Consider the following 22,720-nt stretch of genomic DNA (forward strand, 5'->3'; position numbering starts at 1 on the left):
CGGGGATCAGGGTTCGGAGTAGAGCGGATGCGGCACCGGGTCCTTGGCGCGCAGCAGATACTTGCGGAACACCTCGGCATAGCTGCGGTAGACATAGCCGTCGTTGCGGCGCTGGTAGTGCGCGCGGTTGGCGGCATAGAGCGCGGGCAGCCGATACCACGGCGCATCGGGGTGCATGTGGTGCACGACATGCAGGTTGTTGTTCAGGAACAGGAAGGCCAGCGGGCCGCGGTCCTCGATGATCACGGTGCGGGCGCGCGCCAGATCATGCGCGCGATGTTCGAGGAAGGTGCGGATCTTCAGCAGGCCATGGCCGATCCACGCTGCGGCAAGGTAGGCCCAGCCGGTCATCGGCGCGAGCCAGACCCAGGCCACCACCAGCGCCACGCCGCCCAGATGCAGCAGCCAGTCGCGCCGCACCGCGCGGTCACCGCCGCGCAGCAGGCGCAGTTCGGTGTTCAGCCACAGCGCGTTGCCGATCACCGGCCCCAGCAGCACCCGCCCCGCGAGGGTGTTGTTGAGGCGCAGCAGGGCGCGGGCGGGCCGGGGCAGCCGCGCCCAGACCGCCGGATCGACGTAGTTCGATTCAGGGTCGTCGTAGGGGTCGGTCAGGACCGGGTCGTGGTGGTGCGCGAGGTGGGTGTCGCGGAAGCGGCCGTAAGGAACCGTCAGGTTCAGGCCGGGAAACACCAGCGCCTCGTTCAGCAGGCGCTGCCGGAACGGATGGCCGTGCAGCACCTCGTGTTGCAGCGAGGAGAACTGGGCGATGGCGATCCCGGTCAGCACCACCCCGACAAGGGGCGGGGCAAAGGTGCCAAGCATCCAGATCGCATAGGTCGCCAGCAGCAGGAGCAGGGTCGGAAGTTCGACAGACGGCTGGTTGCGGGGCAAGATGCGTCCTTCGCGGTGATCACGCCCCGGTGATTACCACTTGCGATGCGCCGCCGGTATCGGGAATATCGGCAGCACAAAGGCAACGCTGGTGACTTTGGTGAACACATGTCGGAAATGATCGACAAGCGGGATCGCGCCGCCCTGTTCCGCACCCGCCTGGTCGAGGCGATGGCGGTGCGCGGCCAGACCCGCAGCGGGCTGGCGCGGGCGACGGGGGTGGACCGCTCGACCATCTCGCAGCTTCTGGCTGACGGGAAGCGGTTGCCGAATGCGCAACTGGCCGCCGATTGCGCGCAGGCGCTGGGGATCAGTGCCGACTGGCTGCTGGGGCTGGCCGCCCGGCCGGAACCGCTGGCCGACCTGCTGGCGACCTCGCTTTCCATCACCGAGGCGCCGCGCGCGGTGATCGACGACACCATCTTCGGCTGGCACCGCGAGGCGGCGGGCTACAAGATCCGCCATGTGCCCGCCACCCTGCCCGACATGCTGAAGACCCGCGCCATGGTGGAATGGGAATACGAGCCGCAACTGGGGCGCACCGCCGAACAGGCGTTCGGCGCCTTCGAGGACCGGCTGGGCTGGATGCGGCAGATGCGGTCGGACTACGAGATTGCCCTGCCGCTGCATGAGCTTGCGGCCTTTGCGGGCGGCACAGGCTATTACGCGGGCCTGCCGGCCCCGGTGCGGCTGGAGCAGATCGACCGGCTGCTGATGCTGAACGAGCAGCTTTATCCGACGCTGCGGCTGTATCTGTTCGACGCCAAGCGGCTGTTTTCCGCCCCGGTCACGGTGTTCGGGCCGCTTTTGGCGGTGGTCTATCTGGGGCGCCACTACATCGCCTTCCGCGACGGGGCGCGGGTGGCCAGCATCACCCAGCATTTCGACAGTCTGGTGCGCGAGGCGAGCCACGGCGCGCGCGAGGTCGGCGACCACCTGCGCGCGCTGCGGTCGGGCATCGGCTGATCAGCCGGGCTGGCGCAGCCGTGTCAGGTCATAGCCGTTCCAGTCGAGGATCTCGCGCGCCGCCTGCAGCCGGTCGGGCGGCAGCGGCCCGCCGCGGTTCAGGATGAAGCCGAAGTCGCCCGACGGCGTGCCGATCACCAGAGTGCGGTAACCGTCATCGACCCACAGCACCCAGAGCGGCTGGCCGATCCCGGCCGGGTCGGCCCCGCGCAGCGCCAGCCGCCCCGGCCCTGTGACCACCAGCGGGCCGGAAGCCGCGACCTGCCGCCCGTTCAGGCACAGGGTCAGCGCCAGCGCGCCGGGGGTGAACTCTGCCCCGCCCGGGCGGCAGGCGGGGGCGGCGGGGGCGGCGAAGGCGGCGACCTGATCCCAGCGGCCCTGAAGGCGTTCGGGCTGGAACACCGCGTTGGAATAAAGCTGCGTCCCGGGCTTGCGGAAGCCCTGCTGCGGCGGCGCGGGGGCGGTGCAGGCGGCGATGGCCAGCAGGATCAAGAGCTTCAGTCGATGCATAGGGTGACCCTTTGTCCGTCGGCCTGCAGGATCTCGTTGCAGCCGAACAGTGGTGCGATGGGCGCGCAGGTGCGCGAGCGGGCAAGGCAGACGCCTTCGCAGTCGCCCTGTCTGCTGCAGGACTTGCCGCCGTCGCGGGTCGGGCGGATGCAGGTCTTTGCCCCGCCGCCGCCAGAGACGGCAAAGCGGCCGCCCGTGCGTTCGCAGGCAAGCTGGACGGGCGATTTCGGCGCGGCGGCTTCGGGCGGCGGGTCTGCAGCGGTCTTGTCGGGTGCCGCGGCGCCGGCGGGCGGGGACGCTGCAGGATCGGGTTGCGGGGCTGTCGCCGGTGCGGCCGGGGCCGCTGCGGGACGGGCCTTCGGCTGGGGAATCGCCTGCCCGGGGGCATCGAGCGATGTCACCTCGATCGGCTCGGCGGTTAGCGGCGGGGGCGTGCCGCCGCCCCCCGGCAGCGCAAGCTGGCAGGCGGCCAGCAGCGGCACCACGACAAGCGCGAACAGCAGGAAACGGCGCATCGGTCCCCCTCGGGTCAATCGGGGCGCAGAGGACGCCATCGCCCGCCCCGGTGCAAGCCGTTTCAGTAGGGCGCAGGGTGCAGGCGGTGGGCGGCGGCGATCTCGTCCAGCACCTCGGGCGACAGGGTCAGGTGGGCCGAGGCGAGGTTGCCCAGCAGCTGCCCGGGGTTGGTGGCCCCGATGATCGGAATCACCGGGAAGGGCCGGGTGCGGCAGAAGGCCAGCGCCATCTGGCAGGGGTCGAGCCCGTGGCGGGCGGCAATCCCCAGATACGCGGCCACCGCCGGGAAGACCTGCGGCGTGATCCGCCCACCAAGCCCCGGGGTGCGGGCGCGCCGCGTGCCGTCGGGCGTCACGTCGCCCGCGTATTTTCCCGACAGCAGGCCCGCGGCCAGCGGCGAGAAGGCCAGGAGCGGCATGTTCTCCATCGCGGCCATTTCGGCCCAGTCGCTGTCGAACTGGCGGCAGAGCAGCGAATATTCGTTCTGGATGGTGGCCATGCGCGGCAAGCCGTTCTGGTCGGCCAGCCGCTGCCATTGTGCCGCCCCCCAGACGCTTTCGTTCGACAGCCCGAAGGCGCGCACCTTGCCCTCGTCCACCAGATCCTGCGCCACGTCCAGCACCTCGGCCATGTGGGCAAGGGTGCCGCGCCGGTCGGCCGAAGGGGCATAGGCCCAGAGCTTGCGGAAATGGTAGCTGCCCCGGTTGGGCCAGTGGATCTGGTAAAGGTCGATGTGGTCGGTGCGCAGCCGCCCCAGCGACGCCTCGACCGCGGCGCGGAAGCTGGCGCCGGTGATGCCCGCACCGTCGCGCACCATGGTCTGGCCTTCGCCGGTGATCTTGGTGGCCAGCACGATGCGGTCGCGCCCGCCCTTGGCGATCCACGACCCGATGATCGCCTCGGTGTCGCCCACGGTCTCGGCGCTGACCGGGTTGGTGGGATACATCTCTGCGGTGTCGAGGAAATTCACCCCGTGATCCAGCGCCATGTCGATCTGGGCGTGTGCCTCGGCTTCGGTGTTCTGGGTGCCCCAGGTCATGGTGCCAAGGCACAGCGTCGAGACCTGAAGGCCGGTGCGGCCAAGCGGGATCAGGGTCATGGTGTCTCCTTCGGGGTTGGGGTCAGGGTAGCGGCTGGGGCGGCAATGGCAAGGGGGGCCGGAGAGGGGTTGAGAACATTGCGCGAACATGGCACAGTTTCCCGATGCAGACCCAGCTTCTTGACCGCCATGGGGCAAAGCCCCGCCCGATGCAGCCGCTCCCCGGCGGGCTGGGCCTTGCGCGCGGCCGGGTGCATGAATTCTGCGGCATGGCGCGGCGCACGCTGGCCGCGATGGTGCTGGCCGAAAGCAGCGGCCCGGTGATCTGGATCGGCCCGGGCTGGCAGGCGGAGCGGCTGTTTCCCGACGGGTTGCGCCGGTTTGCCGACCCCGGCCGACTGATCTTTGCCACCGCGCGCCGCCCCGAGGACCTGCTGTGGTCGATGGAGGAGGCGCTGCGCTCGGGTGCCGCCCCGCTGGTGCTGGCCGACCTGACCGCCCCCCCCGGCCTGACGCCGGTGCGCCGCCTGCAACTGGCCTGCGAGGCGGGGGCAGAGGCCGCGCGCCGGGCGGGCCGCCCTGCCCCGCTGGGCCTGATGCTGACGCCGGGGGGCGGCGGGGCGGCGGGGGTCGACAGCCGCTGGGCGCTGGCCCCCGCGCCCGAAGGCGCGTGGCGGCTGGACCGGCTGCGCGCCCGCACCGACCCGCCCGCCAGCTGGCATCTGGCAGAGGATGCCGGGCGGCGGCTGGCGCTGGCGCCGGTGCCTGCCTGACGGCGGGCCGGTGCGGGCCCGGGCGAGCGGGGCCTTGTTCTGGGGGGCTTGTTCCGGGTGGCCTGGTTCATGGGGGCTTGTCCTGGGGGGCCTGGTTCATGGGGGCTTGTCCGGGGGGGCCTTGTTCGCGGGGGGCTTGTTCGCGGGTGGCTTGTTCGCGGGGGGGCTTGCTTGCAAGGAGCCGATTGCAAGGAGGACCTGTCCCCCCTCGGCCCGATGCATCAGCCCGATGCGGCGGCCCTCCGGTTCGCCCGTCCTGTTCCCCGCCCGCCTGAATCGCTCTGGTCCTTGCCACGCGCGCGGGCCATGGTGACCCGGCCGGATCGGTCGGGGATTCCATGCGTCTGCTGATTTCCTTTGCTGCCCTGTTCCTGTCGGTCGTGCTGTTGCAGCTCGGGTCGGGCGGGGTGGCGCCGCTGGACGCCATATCCGGGGCGGCGCTGGATTTCTCCAATGCCGAGATCGGGATGCTGGGCTCGGCGCATTTCCTGGGGTTCTTCATCGGCTGCTGGTGGGCGCCGCGGCTGATGGGCGAGGTCGGCCATTCGCGCGCCTTCGCGGCCTTCACCGCGGCGGGCACCATCGGCATTCTGGCGCACATGCTGATCATCAACCCCTATGCCTGGGGGGTGATGCGCATGGCCTCGGGACTTTGCGTTGCCGGGTGCTACACCATCATCGAGGCCTGGATGCAGGCCAAGGTCACCAACGCCACGCGCGGGCGGGCGATGGCGGTCTACCGGATCGTCGACATCGTCGCCAGCCTTGGCGCGCAATTGATGATCGGCGTGCTGGAACCTGCGTCCTACGTTTCCTACAACCTGCTGGCCCTGCTGTGCTGCGCCGCGCTGTTCCCGCTGACCCTGACGAAGGTCGAGCCGCCCGAGACCCCCGACGCGCCACGCCTGCGGCCGCGGCTGGCGTGGGAACGGTCGCCGCTGGCCGCCGTGGGGGTGGTGGTCTCGGGCATCACCGGGGCGGCGTTCCGCATGGTGGGGCCGGTCTACGGGCTGGAGGTCGGCCTGCGCGCCGACCAGATCGCGCTGTTTCTCGCGGCCTATGTGGTGGGGGGGGCGGTGGCGCAGTTTCCCGCGGGCTGGCTTGCCGACCGTTTCGACCGCCGCTACGTGCTGATCGGCCTTGGCGGCGTGACGATCGCCACCTGCGTCGCCACGATCCTGCTGGCCGGGTCGGGGACGGGTGCGGTGTTCGTCACCGCCGCCCTGTTCGGCTTTGCCACCCTGCCGATCTATTCGGTGGCAACCGCCCATGCCCACGACTTTGCCGAAGGCCGCGAGCGGGTGGAGCTTTCGGCGGCGCTGATGTTCCTTTACGCGGTGGGGGCGATTGCCAGCCCGCTGCTGGCCTCGGTGGTGATCGACGCCTTCGGGCCTTCGGCGATGTTCCTGATGATCGCCGCGTCGAACCTGTTCCTGATGCTGTTCGGTCTCGCGCGGATGGGCGTGCGCCCGACGCGGGCAGCGCGGACGGCCTATACCTATGTGCCGCGCACCTCTTTCCTGATCGGGAGGCTGCTGGGGCGGGGGCGTGACGACTGAAGGTGGCCCCGGCCACGCCGCCGGGGGGTTTTCCACCCCCCGGACCCCCCGGAGGATATTTTGCCAAGGTGAAACCGGGGCGCCGGAGGCGATGCCCTGCATCTGGCACTCTCGGCGGACCTGCGCTAAACGGGGCGCGACAGCAGGACAAGGGGCGCGCGCATGGCACGGATTCTGATCACTTCGGCCATTCCCTACATCAACGGGATCAAGCATCTGGGCAATCTGGTCGGCAGCCAGCTGCCTGCCGATCTTTTCGCGCGCTATTGCCGGGCGCGGGGGCACGAGGTGATGTTCATCTGCGCCACCGACGAGCATGGCACGCCGGCCGAACTGGCCGCCGCCAAGGCGGGCAAGCCGGTCGAGGAGTTCTGTGCCGAAATGCACGCGGTCCAGAAAGAGATCGCCGCAGGGTTCCGCCTGTCGTTCGACCATTTCGGCCGTTCGTCCAGCCTGCGCAACCGGGCCCTGACCCAGCATTTCGCGGGTGCGCTGGCCGACAACGGGCTGATCGAGGAGGTGAGCGAGAAGCAGGTGTTCTCGATCACCGACAACCGCTTTCTGCCCGACCGCTACATCGAGGGCACCTGCCCGAACTGCGGCTATGACAAGGCGCGCGGCGACCAGTGCGAGAACTGCACCAAGCAGCTGGACCCGACCGACCTGATCAACCCGCGCTCGGCGATTTCGGGGTCAACCGACCTTGAGGTGCGCGAGACCAAGCACCTGTTCCTGAAGCAGCGCAGCTTGCGTGCGGAACTGGAGGCGTGGATCGACTCCAAGACCGACTGGCCGATCCTGACGACCTCGATCGCCAGGAAGTGGCTGAACGACGGCGACGGGTTGCAGGACCGCGGCATCACCCGCGACCTGCACTGGGGGGTGCCGGTGATGCGCGGCAGCGAGCCCTGGCCGGGGATGGAGGGCAAGGTGTTCTACGTCTGGTTCGACGCGCCGATCGAATACATCGCCGCCACCGCCGAATGGGCCGATGCGCAGGGCCTGCCCGATGCCGCCTGGCAACGCTGGTGGCGCACCGATCTGGGCGCGGACGACGTGCGCTACGTGCAGTTCATGGGCAAGGACAACGTGCCGTTCCACACCCTGTCGTTCCCCGCCACCATCATGGGGTCGCGCGAGCCGTGGAAGCTGGTCGACTACATCAAGTCGTTCAACTACCTGAACTATGACGGCGGCCAGTTCTCGACCAGCCAGGGGCGCGGCGTGTTCATGGATCAGGCGCTGTCGATCCTGCCCGCCGATTACTGGCGCTGGTGGCTGCTGAGCCACGCCCCCGAGAACAGCGATTCCGAGTTCACCTGGGAGAATTTCCAGACCTCGGTGAACAAGGATCTGGCCGATGTGCTGGGCAACCTCGTCAGCCGGGTGACCAAGTTCGCCCGGGCGAAGTTTGGCGAAACCGTGCCTGCGGGTGGCAGTTTCGGGCCGCGCGAGACGGCGCTTGTGGCCGATCTGCAAGCCCGGCTGGCCGCCTATGAAGACTGCATGACGGCGATGGAGGTGCGCAAGGCCGCGATCGAACTGCGCGCGATCTGGGTGGCGGGCAACGAATACCTGCAGGCGGCCGCCCCCTGGACGGTGGTCAAGACCGACCCCGAGGCGGCGCAGGCCATGGTGCGGCTGGCGCTGAACCTGATCCGGTTCTATGCCGTGATCTCGCGCCCCTTCATTCCCGACGCCAGCGCCACGATGATGCAGGCGATGGGCAGCGACGACTGGACCTGGCCCGCCGACATGGCCAGCGCCCTGTCGGTGCTGCCTGCGGGGCATGAATTCACCGTGCCCGAGGTGATGTTCGCCAAGATCACCGACGAGCAGCGGGTCGACTGGCAGGCGAGGTTTTCGGGCGTTCGGGCCTGATCGGGCGCGGCGAAGGCGGGACCGGCCTTCGCCGGGCGATCGATCCGTTGCCGGTCGGAATTTTCGTAGAAAATTAGCCTTGCTCCCGTGCCCCGAATTTTCGACGAAAATTCGCGCTCCACTACAGCACACGGTCAAGCGCCGCGACCGCCTTCGCCACGTCTTCGGCGCTGGTGTAATGCACGAGGCTCAGCCGCAGCACGCCGCGCGCGAGGTCCACCCCCATCGCCTCCAGCGGGCGCACGGCGTAGAAATCGCCGCCCCAGCAGTCGATGCCTTCCGCCGCCAGCGCCACCGACACAGGTTCCGCCGCGCGGTCCAGCGCCACCGCCACGGTCGGCGCGCGGTCTTCGGCCCGGCGCGGGCCGATCAGCCGCAGGTCGTTGCGCGCCGCGAGATAGTCGAGCAGCGGCTGCACCACCGCCACCTCCTGCGCCCGCATCAGGTCATGCACCCGCGCGGTGCGTTCGACCCCGGTGCCGCCCGCCCCGAAGTGGTGATCATGCAGCGCATCGAAATAATCCGCCATCCCGGCGCAGGCGGCGATCTGGGCATGGTCCGGCCCGGCGGGCGTGAAGCGCTTGTAAAGGCTGCCCGCGTTGAACCAGTGGCCCTGCGCGGGCAGCGCTTCGCCGAAGGCACGGCGGATCACCATGATCCCCTGATGCGGCCCGTAGGTCTTGTAGGCCGAGAACAGATAAACATCCGCCCCCAGCGACGCCACGTCCGGCAACCCGTGCGGGGCATAGCTGACCCCGTCCACCACCGTGCAGGCTCCGGCATCCCGCGCCATGGCGCAGATCGCGGCCACGTCGTTCACTTCGGCCACCACGTTGGAGCAATGCGGGAAACACACCAGCCGCACCTGCCCATCGACCAGCAGCGCGGACAGCGCCTCGGGGTCCAGATGGCCGGTGTCGGGGTCGAGCCGCCATTCGCGCACCTCGACCCCCTCGGCCGCCAGCCGCCGCCAGACGCCGGAATTGGCTTCGTGGTCCTGGTCGGTCACGACGATCGCGCCCTGCCCGGCCAGCCAGCCCCGCACCGCCTGCGCCAGAACGTAGGTGTTGGCACTGGTCGACGGCCCGAAGCTGACCTCGTCGCCCTCTACCCCCATCATCGCCGCGAGCCTTGCCCGCGCCTCGTCCATCTCGGCCCCGCCCGCCGTGGCCGCGGCATAGGGCGCATAGGGCTGCACCTTGCGGTCATGGTAGAAGCGGGTCAGCCGGTCCACCACCTGACGGCAGGGGAAAGACCCGCCCGCATTCTCGAAGAACGCCTGCCCCGCGAAGGCCGGGCTGGAAAAGGCGGGAAACTGGGCGCGGACGAATTCGAGATCAAGCCGGGTCATGCAAGCTCCGTTCGGGGCAGGGAAAGCCCGGTGATCCTAACGCCCCCGCGTGCCGTCGCAACCCCGCGCGGGAATGCCACAAAAAGCATCACATGCCCGCGATGCGGCCTTTCGTCCCGCAACAGGTCTTGAGTCGTTCCGCCGCCTGCCCTACGTTTTCCCGGCGGGCGGCAGACTGCGCGAACGGTCTTCTACGTCCAGAGAAACGTTACCAACACGGGGAACTCCATGACCATTCGCAGATTGCTCCTTGCCGGTGCTTCGCTGGCCCTTGCCCTGCCCGCCCTTGCCGCAGATCCCGACCTGATCGTGTTCGACTGGGCCGGTTTCGAGGATCAGGCCCTGATCGAGTCCTATGTCGCCAAGCACGGCCAGTTGCCGACCTATGCCCTGTATGGCGACGACGACGAGGCTTTCCAGAAGGTCAAGGCCGGCTTCAAGGCCGACGTGGCGCATCCCTGTTCGCAGATGGTGTCGAAATACCGTGACGAGGGGCTGATCGAACCCTGGGACATCTCGCGCATCCCCAATTTCGGTGAAATCGCGCCGCGCCTGCTGGATTCGCCGATCTTCAAGGATGATGCCGGCGTGTGGTACATCCCGACCGATTACGCCTATACCGCCATTGCCTGGAACACCAAGGAGGTGCCCGCCGAAGACGTGGCCTCGCTGCAGGTGTTCCACAACCCGAAATACGCAGGCCGCATCTCGCTGCCCGACAACACGGACGACATCTGGTCGCTGGCGCTGCTGGCCACCGGCGTGTCGGACTGGAGCGCGGTCACCGAAGAACAGTTCCAGGCCGCCGCCGCCTGGCTGCGCGTGGCGCATGAAAACGTGCGCGCCTACTGGGCCGACCCGTCGGAACTGGCTCAGCTGATGGCCACCGGCGAGGTGCAGGTGGCCTGGTCGTGGAACGATTCCATCGCGCTGATGCGCTCCGAAGGCTTCCCGGTCGGTTTCCAGCGCGAGGCTGCGGAAGGGGCCGCGACCTGGTTCTGCGGCTACATCAACTTCAAGAACTCGCCCGGCTCGGAAGACAAGGCCTATGACTTCATCAACGCCTGGCTCGACCACGGCTCGGCCAAGGGGCTGCTGGACGGTTTCGGCTACGCCCATTCCAACGACGTGGCGATGTCCGAAATCCCGGCCGAAGATCTGGTTGCCGCCGACGTGAACCCGATCACCGGCACCCTGCTGTCCCAGACCCCGATCGACAATGCGATGCGCGACCGGATGCTGGAAGAGTTCGAAAAGATCAAGGCGGGCTTCTGATCCGCGAAATGACCGCTCGGCCACCGTGCCGGGCGCCCCTTTCCATTCACCTTGGCACAAATATCCTCGGGGGGAGCCTGCGTCGCAGACGCGGGCGTGGGGGGCAGACAGCCCCCCGCCTGCCCCGCCGCAGACCGGTCGCCCCCGATCCGCCCGAAGAAACCGACCGCTTGTGATCCGCGCCCGCGCGCCCTATATTGATCTTGTCACGGGCAACCGTGACTATGGCGATAAACGCACCCGTAATACACGGATCGGACCCGGGGGCGGTACCCGGCGGCTCCACCAATCACCCCGCGTTGGGGGCGGAGGGGGCCGAAACAGGATCGACGAACGTCTAAAGGGGCCAGCTTTTGCTCGGTGAGGTACCACCGTTATCGGTCCAAAAGTACAGTTGCCAACGACAACCGTGCTCCGATGGCTCTGGCTGCGTAAGCAGTTCGAGGTATCGAAACTTAAGCCCTTGCGCTTAGCAGCGTAAGGCGGGGTTCGCAGGTACCTGGCAACAGAAACCTGCACTTACCCCCCTTTTCGCTACCCGGAAGCCACAGGCTCCGCGGCCCTGTCCTGATCGGTCATCTTCCCCGGCACGCGCGGCCGATGTCCATGCCGGGCACCGATGATCCGGGCAGAAGCCCTCGGGCCGCCCGTCATCGCGAATCTACCCCCTTGACGGGCTGCCCGGCGCGGTTAAAACCTTACCAAACCGCCGAAAGTCCGGCCCGGCAATCAAGCCCTGAACGCAGCATCCCGTTTTGCTGCGTCAGGGCTTTTTGCGTACTGGGGAACAGAGTGAAGCGACGCATCGAAATCGGACTTCTCTACTCGCGGACCGGCAGCTATGCGCTGCTTTCCGAAGCGTGCCGGACCGGGGCGCTGGCCTGCATCGCGATGGTCAACAGCAATCCCGAAAGCGACATCCGTCTGGTTCCCGTGGAGCGCGACCCCGGTGGCAACGTCGATCTCTATGGCCCCTTGTGCGAACAGATCCTGCGGGACACCGATGCGCGCCACGTCGTGGGCTGCGTGACCTCGTGGAGCCGCAAGGAAGTCATCCCGACGCTCGAACGGAACGGGGGAACCCTTTGGTATGCAGTGCCCTATGAGGGGTTCGAGGCGTCGGATCATGTCGTCTACACCCATTCCTGCCCGAACCAGCACCTGCTTCCCTTGCTGGACTGGGCGATGCCGACGCACGGGACGCGCGCATTCCTGATCGGGTCGAACTACATCTGGGGCTGGGAAATGAACCGCCTCGCGCGCGAGACGATCATGGCCGCCGGCGGCACCATACTGGGCGAACGATACCTGCCCATCGGGTTTCGCGACGTGGGACGGATGATCGACGAGGTCCGCGCGACGCGGCCCGATTTCATCCTCAATTCCCTGATCGGGCCGTCTTCCTACGAGTTTCTGGCCGCCTATCGCGAACTCGGCCGGCAAGACCCGCATTTCCGCGCCGACCGCTGCCCCGTGCTGTCGTGCAACCTGACCGAATGCGAGTTTGCGGCGCTTGGCGATGCGGCCGAGGGGCTGGTCGCGGCGGGCCCCTATTTCCAGGGGGTTGACGGCTGGCCGTGGGCCGGGCGCTTTGGCTCGTCGCACGAGGCCGCGGCGTTTGCCGCCGTGCGCGAACTGGCGCGGCTGCTGTCGTCCTGTCCGGGCGCCGAACACAGCAGCCTTGCGCAACTGCTGTCCGTTGATACCGGAACGGGCGGCATCGTCGATCCCGAAACGCATCACACCGTCTTGCCCGTGCTGATCGCCCAGGTGCGGGGCGGGGCGTTCCGGGTCATCCGGGCACTGCCCGGCGTGGCCGGAGACCCCTATCTGAGCCGAGGCCGGGCGGCGCTGCGCCCGGTGCCGCATCTGCGGGTGGTGTCATGAGATCCCCGATCCGCATCCAGAACCTGGGCGGCGCGCGTGCCATCGTGCTGCATCGCCCCCATCCGGTCGTGCAGACGCTGTCGCGGCAACTGGCCGCCATCGGGCTCCACATGATCCAGCTTTGGCCCGAACTGGGCCCCGACAGTCTGGCGGCGGATTTCGTGTTCTTCGATGCGGACATGGGCCATGACGAACAGTTCCCCTGGTCACCGGGGTCTTCGCCCATGCCGATGATCGCGCTGATCGGATCCGAGGCGCCGGGGCGGGTGGAATGGGCATTGCGGGCCGGTGCCCATGCCCAGCTGCTGAAGCCGGTCGGCGATCATGGCGTCTATTCGGCCCTGCTGATCGCGCGTGACGCCTTTGCGGCGCAGCGCGCGCGGGCGGCGGAAATCGCCGATCTGCGGCGCAGGCTCGACGAGCGCCAGACCGTCGTGCGGGCGGTCGTGCTTCTGGCCCTGCGCGGCAAGACCGAAACCGAGGCCTATGCGCAGTTGCGGCAGTTGGCCATGGCCTGGCGCATCAGTTTCGAGGATGCCGCCGCCCGCATCGTGGCGCAATTTGCAGAAGGACAGGACAGCGATGACCGACTTGGCCGCGGCTGACCCCAACCGACCGGCCGGCGCGCTGGCGCGGCTGATGCGGCGCAAGCTGGCCGTGCTGGGGATCGTGCTGATCCTCGTGGTCGTGGTCAGTGCCCTTGCGGCGCCGCTGATCGCCCCCTTTCCCCCCGAGGAACAGCGGTTCGAGGGTCTGACGCTGCAAGGCGCGCCGCTGCCGCCCGGCGGGGACTTCCTGCTGGGGACGGATCTGCTCGGGCGCGACCTTTTTTCCCGCATCCTGTATGGCGCGCGCACGTCGCTGGTGATCGGGGTGGTGGCCAATGGCCTTTCCCTGCTGATCGGGGTGCTTGTGGGCCTTGTCGCGGGGTATTTCCGCGGCTGGATCGGCGCGGTGCTGATGCGGTTCACCGATCTGATGATGGCCTTTCCGGCGCTGCTGCTGGCGATCTGTCTGGCCGCGATCTTCCAGCCGTCGCTGTGGATCGTGGCGCTGGTGATCGCACTGGTCAACTGGGTGCAGACGGCGCGGGTGATCTATACCGAAACCACGTCGCTTGCCGCGCGGGATTTCATCGCCGCCGAGCGCACGCTTGGGGCCGGCACCGCGCGCATCCTGTTCCTGCACATCCTGCCGCATCTGATGCCCACCATCATCGTCTGGGGCACGCTGGGGATTTCAACGACGGTGCTGCTGGAGGCGACGCTGTCGTTCCTCGGGGTCGGCGTGCAGCCTCCGACGCCGAGCTGGGGCAACATCATCTTCGAGAACCAGACCTATTTCCAGTCGGCCCCGTGGCTGGTGTTCATTCCCAGTGCGGCGATCATCCTGCTCGCGCTGGCCTTCAATCTGGTGGGCGACGCGCTGCGCGACGTGCTGGACCCGACCCAGAGAGGACGGTCCTGACATGGCGGCCTATCTGATCCGGCGACTGGTACAGGCGGTGTTCATCCTGCTGGGGGTCAGCTTCATCACCTTCCTGCTGCTGTATGTGCTGCCCGCCGACCCGGTGCGCCAGATCGCCGGGCGGTCCGCCACGGCGGAAACCGTCGCGAACATCCGCCAGCAGCTGGGCCTCGATCAGCCGTTCATCGTGCAATACGGGCGGTTTCTGGCCGGGCTGGTGCAGGGCGATCTGGGCCGCAGCTATCTGCAGAAGACCGAGGTGGCCGAGCTGATCTGGTCGCGCCTGCCTGCCACGCTGCTGCTGATGGCGGGCGGGATCGCGTGCGAGCTGGTGCTGGGGCTGACGATGGGCGTGGCGGCGGCGCTGTGGCGGGGCCGCGCGCCCGACCAGGCGCTGATGATGACCTCTTTCATCACGGTGTCCGCGCCGCAATTCGTGGTCAGCCTGCTGCTGCTCTATGTGTTCGCGGTCAAGCTGGGCTGGTTCCCGATCGGCGGCTATGGCACGGCGGCCCATCTGGTGCTGCCGGCCCTGACGCTGGGTATCCTCGGGTCGGGGTGGTATTCGCGCATGATGCGGTCCTCGATGATCGACGTGATGGGGGCCGATTTCATCCGGACCGCCCGCGCCAAGGGCCTGCCGCGCGCCCGGGTGATCCTGCGCCATGCCCTGCCCAACGCCATCCTGCCGATCATCGCGATGATCGGCATCGACATCGGCATCTTCATGGGCGGCATCGTCGTGGTGGAATCGGTGTTCGGCTGGCCCGGCATCGGTCAACTGGCATGGCAGGCGATCCAGCGCGTCGACATTCCGATCATCATGGGGGTCACGATGGTGTCGGCGCTGGCCATCGTGCTGGGCAACCTGTTGGCCGACATCGTGACCCCGTTCATCGATCCCCGAATCCGGCTGCGCTAGCCGGTCCTACCCAAAAAAACTCAACAGGAGAGACTGACATGACAAAATGGATGACTTCCACCGCGCTTGTGCTGACGCTGGCCCTGCCCGCCGTGGCGCAGGACTACACCCCCGATCCGGCGGCCAAGGCGGGCGGGTCGATCACCATCACCTACAAGGACGACGTGGCGACGCTCGACCCCGCGATCGGCTATGACTGGCAGAACTGGTCGATGATCAAGTCGCTGTTCGACGGGCTGATGGACTATGTGCCCGGCACCACGACCCTGCGCACCGGTCTGGCGGAAAGCTATGAAATATCGCCTGACGGCAAGGTGTTCACCTTCAAGCTGCGCCCCGGCGTCACGTTCCACAACGGCCGCGAGATGACGGCCGAGGATGTGAAATACTCGCTGGACCGGGTGACCGATCCGGCCACCCAATCGCCGGGGGCGGGGTTCTTCGGCGCGATTGCCGGGTTCGAGGCCGCAGGCGACGGCGGGCTGTCGGGGGTCGAGGTGGTGGACCCGCTGACCGTCAGGATCACCCTGTCGCGCCCGGATGCCACGTTCCTGCATGTCATGGCGCTGAACTTTGCCTCTGTCGTGCCGAAAGAGGCGGTGGATGCGGCGGGGGCCGATTTCGGCAAGAAGCCGGTCGGGACGGGTGCTTTCAAGCTGGCGGAATGGACGCTGGGCCAGCGGCTGGTGTTCGAGAAGAACGCCGACTACTGGCGTGCCGGCGTGCCCTATCTGGATCAGGTGCTGTTTGAAGTGGGGCAGGAACCTGTCGTGGCCCTGCTTCGGCTTCAGAACGGCGAGGTTGACGTTCCCGGCGACGGCATTCCGCCCGCCAAGTTCACCGAAGTGATGGGCGACCCGGCGCAGGCGGCGCAGGTGGTGGTCGGCGGGCAGCTGCACACCGGCTACATCACGCTGAACGTCAACACCGCCCCCTTCGACAAGGTCGAGGTGCGCAAGGCGGTCAACATGGCGATCAACAAGGATCGCATCGTGCAGATCATCAACGGCCGCGCGAAACCGGCGACCCAGCCGCTGCCGCCCTCGATGCCGGGCTATACCGAAGGCTACGCGGGATACGCCTATGACGTGGAAGGCGCGAAGAAACTGCTGGCCGACGCCGGCCTCGCAGACGGGTTCGAGACTCAGCTGTTCGTGATGAACACCGACCCGAACCCGCGCATCGCCCAGGCCATCCAGCAGGATCTGGCGGCCATCGGCATCAAGGCCAGCCTGCAGAACCTTGCGCAGGCCAACGTGATCGAGGCCGGCGGCGCAGGCACCGCGCCGATGATCTGGTCGGGCGGCATGGGCTGGATTGCCGACTTCCCCGATCCGTCCAACTTCTACGGCCCGATCCTGGGCTGTGCCGGGGCGGCTGATGGCGGCTGGAACTGGTCGAAGTTCTGTGACGAGGCACTGGACGCCAAGGCAACCGAGGCCGACAGCATGGCAGACCCCGCCAAGGCGGCAGACCGGCTGGCTCTGTGGTCCGAGGTTTACACCGGCGTGATGGAACAGGCCCCGTGGGTGCCGGTGTTCAACGAGGAACGCTACACGATGAAGTCGGCCCGGATGGGCGGCGAAGACGCGCTGTTCGTCGATCCGGTGTCGATCCCGGTCAACTATGACTACGTGTATGTGAAGTAACCATGTGCAAGACCTGCGACTACACCATCCACGCAGCGCAGCATCACTTCGGCTGGGACAACGCGCTTGTCCCGGCCGAACGGGTGGCGCCGGGATCGACGATCCTGTTCAGATGCCATGACTCATCGGCGGGCCAGCTTGGCCCGTCGTCCACCGTCGCAGATGTGGTGGCGCTCGACTTCGGCAGGATCAACCCGACCTCGGGGCCGATCCTTGTCGAGGGTGCGCAACCCGGCGATGCCATCAAGGTGACCATCGACAGCTTTACGCCCCAGCGCCATGACGGGCGTGGCTTTGGCTGGACGGCGAACATTCCCGGCTTCGGGCTGCTGGCCGACCAGTTTCCGGAACCCGCGCTGAAGGTCTGGTCCTATGATGCGGGCCAGATGGGGCCGGCGATGTGGGGGCATGAGGCCGCTGTGCCGCTGAAGCCCTTTGCGGGCACCATCGGCAACGCGCCCGCCGAGCGGGGCCTGCACTCGGTGGTGCCGCCCCGGCGCGTCGGCGGCAACCTCGACATCCGCGATCTGACGGCGGGCGTGGTGTTGTATCTGCCGGTCGAGGTGGACGGCGCGCTGTTCAGCGTGGGCGACACCCACGCGGCGCAGGGCGACGGCGAGGTGTGCGGCACGGCGATCGAATCCCCGATGGATGTTGTTCTGACGCTGGATCTGGTGAAGGGCGCCAACCTGAAGACCCCGCGCTTCACCACGCCCGGCCCGGTGACGCGGCATCTGGATGCCAGGGGCTACGAGGTGACGACCGGAATCGGCCCCGACCTGATGCAGGCCAGCCGCGATGCCGTCGCCAACATGATCGACCTTCTTTGTGCCACGCGCGGCATGGCGGCGGTCGATGCCTACATGCTGGTGTCCACCTGCGGCGACCTGCGCATCTCGGAAATCGTCGACATGCCGAACTGGGTTGTCAGCTTCTACTTCCCGCGCTGCGTCTTCGAATGACGGCAGTTCCGGAACCTGTCTCCGGGGCCGCAACGGCCCCGGAGGTGTTGCGCGTGCAGGGCCTGACCGTTTCCGTGCGGACCGACAGCGGCGACAAGGCGCTGGTGCAGGACCTTTCGTTCACCCTGCGCCGGGGCGAAACCCTGGCCATTGCCGGCGAAAGCGGGTCGGGCAAGTCGATCACGTCGCTGGCCATCATGGGCCTGTTGCCGCCGCCTGCGGTGCGGGTGACGGGCGGGTCGGTGCATCTGGGCGGCACCGACCTTCTGGCCCTGCCCGAGGCGCAGATGCGCGCCCTGCGCGGCGACCGGATCGCGATGATCTTTCAGGAACCGATGACCAGCCTCAACCCGGTGATGACGGTCGGCACCCAGTTGACGGAAGCCATCCGCGCCCATGCCCCCGTGTCACGGGCCGAGGCGCGGGTGCAGGCGCTGGCGGCCCTGACGGCGGTGCGCCTGTCGCAACCCGAACGCAGGCTGACTCAGTTTCCCCATGAACTGTCTGGCGGAATGCGCCAGCGGGTGATGATCGCGATGGCGCTGGCGCTGCGGCCCGAGGTGCTGATCGCGGACGAGCCGACGACCGCGCTGGACGTGACGGTGCAACGCGAGGTGCTGGATCTGCTGCGCGACCTGCAACGCGATCTGGGCACCGCGATCGTCCTGATCACCCATGACATGGGCGTGGTTGCCGAAATGGCCGACCGGGTCATCGTGATGAAGGCGGGCCGGATGGTGGAACAGGCCGCCACCGCCGATCTGTTCGCCCGGCCGCAGGCGCGCTACACTGGGGATCTGCTGGCTGCCGTTCCGCGTCTGGGCCAGGGGGCCGCGCGGCCCCCGGTCGCGGGCGAGCCGGTGGCCCGCCTGCGCGACCTTGTGGTGCGCTTTCCGTTCCGGGCCGGATTTCTGGGCGGCGTCACCCACAACGTTCATGCTGTCGAGCATGTGAGCTTCGACATCCGCCGCGGCGAGACCTTTGCGCTGGTCGGCGAATCCGGCTGCGGGAAATCGACCATCGCCCGGGCCCTTGTCGGGCTGGCCCCCCATCAGGGCCGGATCGAGGTCGCGGGGCAACCGCTGGAGTCGCTCGACCGCGCCGGGTGGAAGGGCCTGCGCCGACGGGTGCAGATCGTGTTCCAGGACCCCATGGCTGCCCTTGATCCCCGGATGCGCGTGGATGCGCTGATCGCGGAACCGCTGGTGATCCACGGGGTCGGCACGGCTGCGGAACAGCGCGCCCGGGTGGCAGACCTGATGCAGCGGGTGGGGCTGTCGGCCGACCAGATGGACCGCTATCCGCACGAGTTTTCGGGCGGCCAGCGCCAGCGCATCTGCATCGCGCGGGCGCTGGCCCTGCAACCCGACCTGATCATCGCGGATGAAAGCGTTTCGGCGCTGGATGTGTCGGTGCAGGCGCGGGTGCTGGACCTGCTGAACGCGCTGCAACGCGAATTCGGCATCGCGTTCCTGTTCATCAGCCACGACATGGCGGTGGTCGAGAACATCTCGGACCGGGTCGCGGTGATGTATCTGGGGCAGATCGTCGAAATGGGCACGCGCGACCAGATCTTCCGCAACCCGCAGCACCCCTATACCCGGCGGCTGATCGAGGCGGTCCCCGTTCCCGACCCGCTTCACCGCGCGGCCCGGTCGGTCAGGATGGCGGGGGAAATCCCCAGCCCGGTCCATCCGGTCGGCAAGAGTCCGGAACGGGTGGACCTTGTCGATATCGGCGAAGGGCATCTGGTGGCTGCGGGGCAACGCCGCGCCTGACGCGGGTGCGCGGTGGGGCAGCTCATCCGTTCATGATCTGCCCCACCGCCCGCCCGGGACAGACGCCCGACGGGTTGTGCGCGTGGAACAGCGGCAGGATCCCCCCCGCCGTGCCGACCGCCATCTGCGGAGGCCCGTCCTTCAGCGCCAGTGGCGGCGTCAGCGTGGTGCGCGGCCCGTTCAGGCCACCAGCGACAGGCGGGGGTCGTCCTGCCAGCGAAGCCACAGGCAGGGCCTCATCTCGTCCGGGCCAAGAAAGGTGCGGGCAGAGAAGGTCGGCACGCGCGCCTCCGGGTCCGCCCTGCCGCCCCATTCGGGCTCCGGCAGGGTCAGGTCGAGACTGCCCGCCCAGACACCCTCCTGCCGCGCGCGCAGGAAGCTGTCGCCGTCATGCTCGATCATCTCGCCGGCCAGACAGCGTTTCAGCAGGGCAGACGCCTCGCCGTCCACCACGCCAAGGAAATCTTGCCCCAGCGGGCAACGGCTGCGCTCGACCAGCCGTTCCAGCGCGTGCTGGCTGAAGTTTGCCCGGTTGATCCAGCTGTGCATCCGCCCCTTGGCGAACTGCACGGCGACCCGGGTGTAGATCAGCGCGTCCTCGGTGAAGATGTCGACGCCGTCAGACCGCGTCACCATCGCGCAGCTGTTGCGCAGCACGACCACCAGCCGGTCGTCGGCAAGCCCAGCCGCAACCACGCTCGGCATCCTGCGCAGCCGCAGCACCGCCCGTTCCGTCGAGCGCCGGTTCGGAGAGACCTGGCGCAGCAGGACAAAGACAGCCGCATGATCGGCCTCGGCGCCCTTTGACCGCGCCATCGCCTGCCGGGCGAAGCCACGTTTCAGGGAATGGCGTGTAGCGCGTCAACCAGCATGTCCGTGACCGTCAACCACGTTGGCCGGTTTTAGGCCGCTGGGTTGGCGTATCTGGAATTGTTTTTCGCTCAGCCTTCTCCTTTGTCCTTGTTGTCGGCGATGGTTGTCGTTGGCGGTCTGCTCAGCGCCTCTTTGTTGGAGGCGGCCGCGCGCTGGCGGAAGCTTTCGGCATTCATCTCCAGGATCGCTGCGTGATGAACCAGCCGGTCGATGGCCGCGACGGTCATCGCCTTGTCCGGGAAGATCTGGTCCCAGCCGCTGAAGGGCTGGTTGGCGGCGATGGCGATGCTGCGGTATTCGTAGCGCCGGGCGATCAGCTCGAAGAGCACGCCTGTCTCGGCCTGATCCTTGTGGGCGTAGGTGATGTCGTCGAGGATGATCAGGTCGAACTTGTCGAGCTTGGCGAGCGCGGCTTCGAGCACCAGATCGCGGCGGGCGGCCTGAAGTCGCTGCACCAGATCGCTGGTGCGGGTATAGAACACGCGGTGTCCCCGCTCGATCAGGGCATGGCCTATCGCGCAGAGAATGTGCGTTTTGCCCGTGCCGGAATTGCCGATGGCGATCAGGTTGCCGCCACCCTCCAGCCAGTCGCCGACCGCCAAGGCCTCGATCCGGGCGCGCGGCAGGGTTGGCAGCGCCTTGAAGTCGAAGGTCGCCAGCGTCTTGCCAGCCGGTAGCTGTGCCTCGTTCATGTGGCGCTGAATGCGGCGCATGTCGCGCTCGGCCAGTTCGTATTCCGCGAGGACAGCCAGAAAGCGGGCAGCGGGCCAGCCTTCGGTGTCGGCACGGGTGGCGATGTCGGCCCAAAGCTTGTGGAAGCTGGGCAGGCGCAGCGCGGTCAGCATGCCTGGCAGCGTGTGGATGTCGATCTCGCGGGAGGTCATGCGCAGGCTCCCAGAAGGGCATCGAAGCTGTCGAGCGAGGGATGGGCGACGGCAACATCTCTCGGCAGCGCCGTTTGCCGCGGGTTCAGGCAGGATGCCAGAGGTCCGGGATCGGGCACCCGGCCCGCGTCCAATTCTGCTGCCAGCAGATGTGCCAGTTCCGCCTCGCAGGCCCGGTCGTGGGCGATGAACAGCAGGTCGACCATGCGGCGGCAGGCGTCGCGGCGGGGCAGATCGCGCTGCAGCACCTTCCAGGCCTCAGCGTATTCGGTTCGCGGGAACAGGCTGTCGCGGTAGATCGAACTCCACAGGGCTTGCGGTTTGCGCCGCAGCGCATGGATGACGTGATGGTAGTTGATGACATGCACGCGATGGCCATCGCCGCGACCTCGCGCCCTTGTATGGCTGACGACCAGGGTGCTGCCGAGAAAGGCCTCAAGGCGATCGTCGTAAAGGTGGACCCGCAAGCGCTGCCCGATCAGCTGCGACGGGGCGCTGTAGAAGATGCTCTTGACCAGAAAGCCGCTGGTGCGGGTGACCGGAACCACGGTCTCTGTAAAGTCGGTGGTGCGCCGGCGCGGCAGGGGCTTCAGATGCGCCCGTTCCACCTGCGTGGCCGCCGCCCGCTGCCGGTTGCGCCGTGCCACCAGAATGTCGATGAAGCGGCGGTAGTCCTCGATGCTGGCGAAGTCGCGGCTGCCGCGCAGGATCAGCGCCTGTTCGATGGCCTTCTTCAGGTGCCGGTTCTGGGACTCCACCGCGCCGTTCTCATGAGCTTCCCCGCGGTTGTTGCGACTGGCCTCCATGCCGTAATGGCCGACGAAGGCATTGTAGCGCGTGGTGATATCCTGGCGCTGGTCAGCCGTCAGGTTGCGGAAAGCGGCCGAGAGGCTGTCGGTGCGATGCTCCTGTGGTGCCCCGCCGAGCGACCAGAGCGCCTGCTGCAGGTTCTCGGCCAGGGCCGTGAAGCTCTCCCCGCCCAGGACCACCCCGACATGCTCCCACCGGCTGTAGACCATGACGAAGTGGTAGAGCAGATGCGGGAATAGCTGGCCCGCGATCGTCACCTCCAGCTCCTCGGCATGAGTGAAGTCGGACTGGGCCATGCGGCCCGGCTCCGGCGTCTGGCGGAAGATGATGTCGCGCTCGGGTCCGTTCAGCGCCCGCCACTGCCGCACCCGCCGTTCCAGGGTGCGCCGGATCCGGTCATCGGGGAAGGCCAGCGGGTGCAGGCCCTGAAGGTGGCGCAGCAGGGTGACGGCCTGCAAGGCGCTGTCCCTCTCCAGCAAGGGAAGGATGTCGCCCTCCCAATAACCCTCGAGGGGATCGGCCACCGTGCGCCCGTGAACGATCTTGCGGTTCGAGGGCAGCGTCGGGTTGGCATCGAACCGTCGGGCCGTGCGCTCGCTGAACCCGGCGCGGGCGGCCGACGTGCGCTGACTGTGATATCGGAGGTCGGACATGTATAATCTCAATTGCTGGTCGTTGATGGGTTTGTAGGCCAACCCGGATCCTCCGTTTGACGGCAGAGGAACCC

The 22,720-nt window shown here is 67.9% G+C and carries 20 protein-coding genes and 1 other RNA gene; 13 read left to right on the forward strand and 8 right to left on the reverse strand.

What is annotated here, in order from left to right:
* Window positions 1–6: 6 nt before the first annotated feature.
* Window positions 7–822, reverse strand: coding sequence for a fatty acid desaturase (locus RNZ50_03445; protein ID MDT8854102.1), 816 nt, complete (start codon window positions 820–822; stop codon window positions 7–9).
* 177 nt (window positions 823–999) lie between these two features.
* On the opposite strand from RNZ50_03445, the gene RNZ50_03450 reads away from it, so the two are divergent.
* Window positions 1,000–1,857 (forward strand): helix-turn-helix transcriptional regulator, encoded by an 858-nt coding sequence (locus tag RNZ50_03450; GenBank protein ID MDT8854103.1) that lies wholly within the window; start codon window positions 1,000–1,002, stop codon window positions 1,855–1,857.
* Here RNZ50_03450 and RNZ50_03455 read toward each other — a convergent pair whose 3' ends face one another.
* The 3 genes from RNZ50_03455 to RNZ50_03465 form a co-directional block, all read right to left on the reverse strand.
* The gene (locus tag RNZ50_03455; GenBank protein ID MDT8854104.1) at window positions 1,858–2,367 is read right to left on the reverse strand and encodes a lipocalin family protein; all 510 of its coding nucleotides are present in this window, start codon (window positions 2,365–2,367) and stop codon (window positions 1,858–1,860) included.
* The gene (locus RNZ50_03460; protein MDT8854105.1) at window positions 2,355–2,882 is read right to left on the reverse strand and encodes a hypothetical protein; all 528 of its coding nucleotides are present in this window, start codon (window positions 2,880–2,882) and stop codon (window positions 2,355–2,357) included. Before RNZ50_03460 ends, RNZ50_03455 begins: the two co-directional genes overlap by 13 nt.
* Window positions 2,883–2,944: 62 nt before the next feature.
* The gene (locus tag RNZ50_03465) at window positions 2,945–3,982 is read right to left on the reverse strand and encodes an aldo/keto reductase (protein MDT8854106.1); all 1,038 of its coding nucleotides are present in this window, start codon (window positions 3,980–3,982) and stop codon (window positions 2,945–2,947) included.
* A 104-nt stretch (window positions 3,983–4,086) separates the two neighbouring features.
* Here RNZ50_03465 and RNZ50_03470 point away from each other — a divergent pair, with 104 nt between their 5' ends.
* The 3 genes from RNZ50_03470 to metG all read left to right on the forward strand — a co-directional run bounded on the left by RNZ50_03470 (window position 4,087) and on the right by metG (window position 8,135).
* Window positions 4,087–4,695: a hypothetical protein gene (locus RNZ50_03470; protein MDT8854107.1), complete on the forward strand. Its 609-nt coding sequence runs from the start codon at window positions 4,087–4,089 to the stop codon at window positions 4,693–4,695.
* 338 nt (window positions 4,696–5,033) lie between these two features.
* Window positions 5,034–6,254 (forward strand): MFS transporter, encoded by a 1,221-nt coding sequence (locus tag RNZ50_03475; protein MDT8854108.1) that lies wholly within the window; start codon window positions 5,034–5,036, stop codon window positions 6,252–6,254.
* A gap of 162 nt (window positions 6,255–6,416) precedes the next feature.
* On the forward strand, window positions 6,417–8,135 hold the full coding sequence (metG, locus tag RNZ50_03480) for a methionine--tRNA ligase (GenBank protein MDT8854109.1): 1,719 nt from the start codon (window positions 6,417–6,419) through the stop codon (window positions 8,133–8,135).
* Between the two features lie 121 nt (window positions 8,136–8,256).
* Here the strand turns inward: metG and RNZ50_03485 are convergent, their stop codons facing one another.
* Entirely contained in the window at window positions 8,257–9,486 is a 1,230-nt protein-coding gene (locus RNZ50_03485; protein ID MDT8854110.1) for an aminotransferase class V-fold PLP-dependent enzyme, read from the reverse strand.
* Between the two features lie 228 nt (window positions 9,487–9,714).
* Here RNZ50_03485 and RNZ50_03490 point away from each other — a divergent pair, with 228 nt between their 5' ends.
* The 9 genes from RNZ50_03490 to RNZ50_03530 all read left to right on the forward strand — a co-directional run bounded on the left by RNZ50_03490 (window position 9,715) and on the right by RNZ50_03530 (window position 19,426).
* Entirely contained in the window at window positions 9,715–10,761 is a 1,047-nt protein-coding gene (locus tag RNZ50_03490; GenBank protein MDT8854111.1) for an extracellular solute-binding protein, read from the forward strand.
* Between the two features lie 166 nt (window positions 10,762–10,927).
* Window positions 10,928–11,281: a transfer-messenger RNA gene (ssrA, locus tag RNZ50_03495) on the forward strand.
* 272 nt (window positions 11,282–11,553) lie between these two features.
* A complete protein-coding gene (locus RNZ50_03500; protein ID MDT8854112.1) occupies window positions 11,554–12,648 on the forward strand; it encodes a transporter substrate-binding protein in 1,095 nt (364 codons plus the stop codon).
* Entirely contained in the window at window positions 12,645–13,253 is a 609-nt protein-coding gene (locus tag RNZ50_03505) for an ANTAR domain-containing protein (GenBank protein ID MDT8854113.1), read from the forward strand. The genes RNZ50_03500 and RNZ50_03505 overlap by 4 nt, the downstream gene beginning before the upstream one ends.
* Window positions 13,231–14,115, forward strand: coding sequence for an ABC transporter permease (locus RNZ50_03510; GenBank protein MDT8854114.1), 885 nt, complete (start codon window positions 13,231–13,233; stop codon window positions 14,113–14,115). Before RNZ50_03505 ends, RNZ50_03510 begins: the two co-directional genes overlap by 23 nt.
* A 1-nt stretch (window position 14,116) precedes the next feature.
* Window positions 14,117–15,037 (forward strand): ABC transporter permease, encoded by a 921-nt coding sequence (locus tag RNZ50_03515; protein ID MDT8854115.1) that lies wholly within the window; start codon window positions 14,117–14,119, stop codon window positions 15,035–15,037.
* A gap of 38 nt (window positions 15,038–15,075) precedes the next feature.
* Complete coding sequence (locus RNZ50_03520; protein ID MDT8854116.1) at window positions 15,076–16,686, forward strand: ABC transporter substrate-binding protein; 1,611 nt, start codon at window positions 15,076–15,078, stop codon at window positions 16,684–16,686.
* 2 nt (window positions 16,687–16,688) lie between these two features.
* Complete coding sequence (locus RNZ50_03525; protein ID MDT8854117.1) at window positions 16,689–17,648, forward strand: acetamidase/formamidase family protein; 960 nt, start codon at window positions 16,689–16,691, stop codon at window positions 17,646–17,648.
* Window positions 17,645–19,426: an ABC transporter ATP-binding protein gene (locus RNZ50_03530; GenBank protein ID MDT8854118.1), complete on the forward strand. Its 1,782-nt coding sequence runs from the start codon at window positions 17,645–17,647 to the stop codon at window positions 19,424–19,426. The genes RNZ50_03525 and RNZ50_03530 overlap by 4 nt, the downstream gene beginning before the upstream one ends.
* A gap of 180 nt (window positions 19,427–19,606) precedes the next feature.
* On the opposite strand, the gene RNZ50_03535 is transcribed toward RNZ50_03530, so the two are convergent.
* The 3 genes from RNZ50_03535 to istA all read right to left on the reverse strand — a co-directional run bounded on the left by RNZ50_03535 (window position 19,607) and on the right by istA (window position 22,688).
* Window positions 19,607–20,242 (reverse strand): hypothetical protein, encoded by a 636-nt coding sequence (locus RNZ50_03535; protein ID MDT8854119.1) that lies wholly within the window; start codon window positions 20,240–20,242, stop codon window positions 19,607–19,609.
* Window positions 20,243–20,367: 125 nt separating this feature from the next.
* Complete coding sequence (gene istB / locus RNZ50_03540; GenBank protein MDT8854120.1) at window positions 20,368–21,183, reverse strand: IS21-like element helper ATPase IstB; 816 nt, start codon at window positions 21,181–21,183, stop codon at window positions 20,368–20,370.
* Window positions 21,180–22,688: an IS21 family transposase gene (gene istA / locus RNZ50_03545; GenBank protein MDT8854121.1), complete on the reverse strand. Its 1,509-nt coding sequence runs from the start codon at window positions 22,686–22,688 to the stop codon at window positions 21,180–21,182. The genes istB and istA overlap by 4 nt, the downstream gene beginning before the upstream one ends.
* Window positions 22,689–22,720 lie beyond the last annotated feature (32 nt).

It is taken from the genome of Paracoccaceae bacterium Fryx2 (assembly GCA_032334235.1).
Taxonomy (GTDB): Bacteria; Pseudomonadota; Alphaproteobacteria; order Rhodobacterales; family Rhodobacteraceae; genus JAVSGI01.